Raw genomic sequence first — 5,828 nt, forward strand, 5'->3', positions numbered from 1 at the left:
ATGGGTCCGCCGCATACCGCTCGCTCAAAGACCTGGGCTACGACCACCAACGAACGGTGATGCTGGGCGCGGAGCAGCCCGCCCACGTCGCCATGGCTGGCGTTCACCGGGTGGCAGCACTGGTTCAGCGATGGGTGCTGGGAACCCATCATGGTGCCGTTCAGCCTGCGCATCTGGACGCCTATCTCAACGAGTTCGTCTTCCGCTTCAACCGCAGAACTTCGAGCTCTCGCGGCTTGCTGTTCTACCGCTTGCTTCAGCAGGCCATGCAAACCAGCCCCTACACCTACAGCGACATCACAAAGGCTTCGCCCAAGCCGCCAGACAAGGTGTAAATTACTGGATATGCATCCAGTGTTTTGGCTTTTGTGGAGCTAACTGGATACCCCTTATGCATGTACAGTATCATGGATTCCCGCCAACCCATTCCTCTGTCCGAGGCCAGCCTTGTGCTGCCCCTGGCGGGTGACAAGGTGCGCGCCGGGTTTCCGTCCCCCGCCGAAGACTTCACCGTCAAGCGGATCGACCTCACGCAAGAGCTGGTGACGCATCCGCAGGCCACTTTCCTGCTCAGGGTCAGCGGCGATTCGATGCGCGATGCGGGCATCTTCGATGGCGACATGTTGGTGGTCAACAAGGCGCTCAAGCCACGGCACGGCCAGGTCGTGGTGGCGGTGGTCGATGGCGAATTCACCGTCAAGCACCTGTACCAGCGCGCAGGCCGGGTCAAGCTGCGCGCCGCCAACGCCACCTACCCGGACATCACGCCCAAGGAAGGCCAGACCCTGGAGGTTTGGGGTGTGGTCACGGCAAGCATCAAGCGTTTCCCCGTCTGAGGTTGCGCATGTACGCGCTGGTCGATGGCAACAACTTCTACGTGAGTTGCGAGCGGGTGTTCCGGCCCAGCTTGAATGGCCGACCCGTGGTCGTCTTGTCCAACAACGACGGCTGCGCCATCGCGCGCTCCAACGAGGCCAAGGCGCTGGGCATCAAGATGGGGGAGCCCTGGTTCAAGATCTGCCACCTGGAAGAGCAGGCGGGGCTGGTGGCCCTTTCTGCCAACTTCACCCTGTACGGTGACATGAGCGACCGGATGATGAGCCTCGCGGCTGGCCTCGGTCCCACCCAGGAGATCTACAGCATCGACGAAAGCTTCATCGGCCTGCACGGTGTGCGCGGTGATCTGGTTGAGCGGGCCTGGAAGATCCGGGCGCGCATTCACCAGTGGATCGGCATCCCGTGCGGGATCGGCATCGCCCCCACCAAGACCCTGGCCAAGCTGGCCAACCACATCGCCAAAACCGCTGAGCGCAAGCCCGGCAGCTACCCGGCAGACCTGGCCACCGTTTGCGACCTGTCGGCATTGAGCAGCCAGCGTTTGAGCGAGGTGTTGCAGGCGACCGAGGTGGGCGAGATCTGGGGCATCGGTCGGCAGATCTCCCAGCGCTTGCAGGCCATGGGGGTGCACACCGCCCATGACTTCGTGGCCTTGCCGTGTGAGGTGGTGCGGGGCAACTGGGGCGTTGTGCTGGAGCGCACTTGGCGGGAGTTGAGGGGCGAGCCCTGCCTGGAGCTGGCAGACCTGCCGCAACCCAAGCAGCAGATCGCTTGCACGCGCAGCTTTGGCAAGGCGGTCACCGAGCTGTCACACCTTCAAGAAGCCATCAGCGAGTTCACCACCCGGGCGGCCGAGAAGCTGCGCCGCCAGCATCACAGGGCAGGGCAGGTGCTGGTGTTCGCCAGGACATCACCGTTCAGGGATGGGCCCAGGTTTTCCAAAAGCGTGGTGGTGCCATTGGTTCGCCCGTCAGCCGACACCTCGGAGCTGACCTCGGCGGCGTTGAAGGGCTTGAAGTCGATCTACCAGCCGGGCTACCAGCTCGCCAAGGCCGGGGTCATGCTGCTCGACTTGGTGCCTGACGGCCTTGTGCAGGGCGAGCTGCTGTGGGATGCGCCATCTCCGGATCAGCGCGACCGCTCGCGTCTGATGGAGGCGTTGGACCATGTCAATGGGCGCTTCGGAAAGCGCACGTTGCTGCTGGGCAGCTCTGGCATGGACCAAGGCGCTGACACCTGGGGCATGAAGCAAGTCAGGAGGACCCCCAGGTACACGACGGATTGGTGCGAGGTACCCGTGGCCAGGGCGTGAGGGTGTCACCTTTGCTGGTTCTTCAGCGACTCGACTTGAGCCAGCACCTCTCGCTGTTGCGCTCTTTGACGCTGATGGTGTGCCACGTAGTTGGCGATCTGCTCGTCGCGAGGCAGAGAAACGTCTCCCATGACAAACGAGCCGCCGAGTGCAATCAAGTTTCGCTCTCGATCCGAGTTTGCCTCGGCCGCCTTGGCCAAACGCGCGTCAACAGCCTGGACCGCTTCCTCGTGGATCTGCTCGTCGCTGACATCTGCGTACGATAAGTCCGCCCCAGGAAAGCCGCGGATGTATTCCCAGACATGCAGGGGCAGCTTGACCATCACTCGATCAGGCGTGACCTCGAAGTCGGCGTTGTCCAGTTGCAGGAACACATGCTTTTCGTCGAAGACTTCGTTGTAGAGATGAAAGCCCGTGCCGTGGGCGATGGAACACTTGGTGGACATGGCGGATGTCTCCCTTGCAGGGCGGTTGGACAGTGGGGGCGAAAGTGAGGCTTGAACTTGAACGGATCGACAGGACGTCGCGCATCAGCTTGAGTAGACAGCACACTGAGGCGGCGAGAACTGGCGGACGATCAGGTCGTAAAGGAGAAGACAATCTCGTCAGTCATCGGTAGGCAAAGACATCTGCCGTGTGCGAAGGTCAACAAGCGATTCAACCGCCTCGGCGTAAGCGTCAGGCGCGTTCAAGCGAATCCACTCAACAGCGGCTTTGCAATTACGATGGATATCTGCTCTAGTGCAGGCCGGATGTGAATCGATATAGGAACGGATGGCATCAACCGCCTTTTGTTTGCGGCGCATGAAACCTGCGTCCAGCCGAAAGGATCGCGGACTGGTTCCTAGATCTGCGAGCCGATGTCGAAGGGTAGACACAGAAATACCGAGTGTATGAGCCGCCACCTTCAATGTCGATGCTGTTGCTATCACGTCATGTATGTCTGCTGGGATTGAAGGGGGCGTTGCTCCCCAGATGGTTGCTTGACCATTTGCATCCCAATGAGGAGCGGAACCAGGGGTGATGAAACGTTGTTGACTCGCGTTGACATCCTGGCCGGCGAACAGCGTTGACCACAGAATCATCCACTTGAGTGGATGGTCGCCAACACGATTTCTAAGGAGATCGAGGATCCACTCACCACCTGCCAACTGACGCCATGGGCCATCTGAACGTCGAAGCCAGCCAGACACTGGTGATCGCATGAACCAAGACGAAAGCTGATCGCTGTTCAGGGGATGTCGCCAAGTGGTGATGTCGTGATCCCGCAGACCTACCAGCAGAGCTTGTTTGACAGCGTCGAGATCCAATGTGCCACTTCCGACCAAACGGAAGGCGAGTGATGCAATCTGCTTCAGTGCTTCCAATTCATCGCACTGGATGACCGGAGTTTCTTGACCTGACTGCTTAGCCGGAGGAAGGACCCACTGGGATGCATGCGATCTGACCGCGCACAAAGCGATGTCGTGATCAAGGCACACCCACGATCCAGGAAGCTGATGAGGCAGCCGCCAACGTGGCAGCCCCCAGTTGACCAGGTCCTCCGCAACACACTGATCACAGTAATGCATCAAGGTGCTGTCGTGCAATCCACTGGCAGGCATACCGCAAAGAAGTCGCCATCCCGGGCCTGTGCTGACTTCCAACTGTGTGAGCAGTCTCTGCTTGCGCGGATCGGTCAGAAATGGGATGAACAAACCTAGTGGTGTTCGATGAAACAAAAGCGACTGAACAGAACCAAGGGCAAAGCCCGTCTTCCTTGAGAAGTGGATCAGGTTCCTTGGTGCATCACGGTCCCTGCATGCATGTTCCGAGCCGAACAGCAGGGTGCCTGTGTCCCGCGCTGAACGATTCCCGAGAATGGCATGAAATCCTGCAGCCCATGAGTACAGGGTTTCGTCTGAGCGCCAATTGGGGACGTAGGCGAGCCGTTCTTCCATGAGCCTGCTCATCCTGGCTTGAGACCGGATGACTCCGCCAGACGTTGAATCATGTCCTGTTGAAAATCCTTTGACTTGATCTCAGCGTCGGAGAGATTCGCTGATGGCCCTGCATTGCTCTTGGTCGCGATGGGCTTACGGTTGGTTGAGCGTTGTCGGGCTGCGTTCGTCTTCTGTCTGGTGGTGTTGTCAGGCGAGTTGTGATTCGCTTCATCGCCGCCTGAGGGCTGCCCCCACAGCTTTCGAAAGAACTCAGAAGGGATATCGTCGTAACGGCGCAAGGCATGCCAGTCTTTGTGAACAAGGGCGTCAATGCGCGGATGCACTTCGATCATCTTGGGGCTTGAGCGATAAACCGCATCGACCAGCGCGGGTGTGACCTGTTGAAGGCCCATGCGCAGCGCAGTTTCCTGTACTTCGGCGCGCAGTCTTGCAATGTATCTGGGCACCCCTCCGGTCCTCTTCCAAACAAAGCCACCGAGTGTCTGGTCGATGGGGTCGGCTGAGCATGGGGCGTAATCAGCATCCGGATGATCCAAAAGTGTGGGAGACCAGAGGCCTGGCAGCCAGTCCTCAATCCACTCCTCTGATGCGGGGTCGAGCGTGGGCAGCAAGTGGTGCCATCCGCCGTCTGAGAAGCGATCGACGTCTTGAGAAAAGCTCCGTAGGTTGCCGAAGGCAAGCGGGTTGCCGATGAGTACAGTTGGGGTGCCCCAGTTGAGCAAGCGCAGAAAGAAGGTCACGAACTCTCGGCTGAAGGGCGATTGACTCAGGTTTTTTTCCTGTGCCTCCTCAATCACCAGTAGGCCGCATCGGTGGACGGATAGCAGGTGTAGAAAAACGACCAGCAACTTCTCAACAGACCACGAGCGTGAGGAGTACTGTTGTGTGTAGCTCGTGTCAAGGGCCTGGTCCAGGGCTCTGAATGCACCCTCGAGAAATCCGCCGCGCGAACCGTCCGAAGGCATGTGGATCGTTAGCCAGCAAAGCTGCTTGAGCGATCTCCAGCCGCACTCTTCGTTGTGTTGATGCTCAACGGTCTGAGGGTAGAGGCTGAGAAAGCGGTCAATGATTTGAGACTTACCCAGCCCTGTGATGCCGTCAATCACCATGCCGGACGCGAAGGAGGGCCACCATTCTGTTTCGGCAAGCTTGAGCCCTTTGAGCTGGCCGCTCGAGTAGATGAACTTCTTCGAGGCGACCAACTTCGGGTCTCGTTGCGCATATCCATCAAGAATCATCTTCTGCAGCGATAGGCAGATGTCGAGGCTTTGGGTTGTTGGAACGAATGTGTTCTTGTAAATCTTCAGCAAAGTGATGCGATCACTGACCGGTATGCCTTGGAGGTTTTCTGGTGTGATCGGGCAGAAGCGCAGCTTCGAGGCCAACTCAATGGGTGAGGCGCGATCAGGGAGAGCCGCAATGAGTGGATTGCGATTGAACCGATCCAACGCCATGCGCAGCGGGTTGTTTGTAAGCGGTCAATAGACTACGCCCCTTGCGGTTCCTGCTCAACCGTGATGGGCACGTTGTGCCGGTGATGGTCGAGCGAGAATCGCGGTTGTTGCCGCACCTTGCGTTCAATCGATGACCAACCCATTTACCCCGCTATCCGAGGAAGAGTTCGACGAGCTTGACCAGTTCCTGCTCTATGACGTCGACACGGAAGAGGTCATGGTGGCGGACATCATGGATGGGTTCATGCATGCGATTGCTGTCGGCCCGACGACGCTGCATCC

General features: G+C 58.8%; 6 protein-coding genes. 3 read left to right on the forward strand and 3 right to left on the reverse strand.

Features of this window, described 5'->3' with window-relative positions:
* The 3 genes from ABG80_RS18400 to ABG80_RS18410 all read left to right on the forward strand — a co-directional run.
* Positions 1 to 335, forward strand: a 335-nt coding sequence (locus tag ABG80_RS18400; protein ID WP_160322492.1) for a transposase, incomplete at its 5' end; no start/stop codon positions are given.
* A 72-nt stretch (positions 336 to 407) separates the two neighbouring features.
* Positions 408 to 836 (forward strand): LexA family protein, encoded by a 429-nt coding sequence (locus ABG80_RS18405; RefSeq protein WP_407638775.1) that lies wholly within the window; start codon positions 408 to 410, stop codon positions 834 to 836.
* Positions 837 to 844: 8 nt separating this feature from the next.
* Positions 845 to 2,149, forward strand: a complete 1,305-nt coding sequence (locus tag ABG80_RS18410) for a Y-family DNA polymerase (protein ID WP_058089043.1) — start codon at positions 845 to 847, stop codon at positions 2,147 to 2,149.
* 5 nt (positions 2,150 to 2,154) lie between these two features.
* On the opposite strand, the gene ABG80_RS18415 is transcribed toward ABG80_RS18410, so the two are convergent.
* The 3 genes from ABG80_RS18415 to ABG80_RS18420 form a co-directional block, all read right to left on the reverse strand.
* A complete protein-coding gene (locus ABG80_RS18415; RefSeq protein ID WP_058089044.1) occupies positions 2,155 to 2,595 on the reverse strand; it encodes a hypothetical protein in 441 nt (146 codons plus the stop codon).
* A 159-nt stretch (positions 2,596 to 2,754) separates the two neighbouring features.
* Entirely contained in the window at positions 2,755 to 4,089 is a 1,335-nt protein-coding gene (locus ABG80_RS21695; protein ID WP_160322601.1) for a TniQ family protein, read from the reverse strand.
* Between the two features lie 8 nt (positions 4,090 to 4,097).
* Entirely contained in the window at positions 4,098 to 5,546 is a 1,449-nt protein-coding gene (locus tag ABG80_RS18420) for an ATP-binding protein (RefSeq protein WP_058089045.1), read from the reverse strand.
* Positions 5,547 to 5,828 lie beyond the last annotated feature (282 nt).

It is taken from the genome of Aquabacterium parvum (genome assembly GCF_001447195.1).
In the GTDB taxonomy this organism is placed as follows: Bacteria; Pseudomonadota; Gammaproteobacteria; order Burkholderiales; family Burkholderiaceae_C; genus Aquabacterium; species Aquabacterium parvum.

Bases quoted from the DNA above. Each gene is read 5' to 3' on its own strand.
- ABG80_RS18420 (WP_058089045.1), bottom strand. From the start codon at position 5,546: ATGGCGTTGGATCGGTTCAATCGCAATCCACTCATTGCGGCTCTCCCT.
- ABG80_RS18410 (WP_058089043.1), top strand. From the start codon at position 845: ATGTACGCGCTGGTCGATGGCAACAACTTCTACGTGAGTTGCGAGCGG.
- ABG80_RS21695 (WP_160322601.1), bottom strand. From the start codon at position 4,089: ATGGAAGAACGGCTCGCCTACGTCCCCAATTGGCGCTCAGACGAAACC.
- ABG80_RS18415 (WP_058089044.1), bottom strand. From the start codon at position 2,595: ATGTCCACCAAGTGTTCCATCGCCCACGGCACGGGCTTTCATCTCTAC.
- ABG80_RS18405 (WP_407638775.1), top strand. From the start codon at position 408: ATGGATTCCCGCCAACCCATTCCTCTGTCCGAGGCCAGCCTTGTGCTG.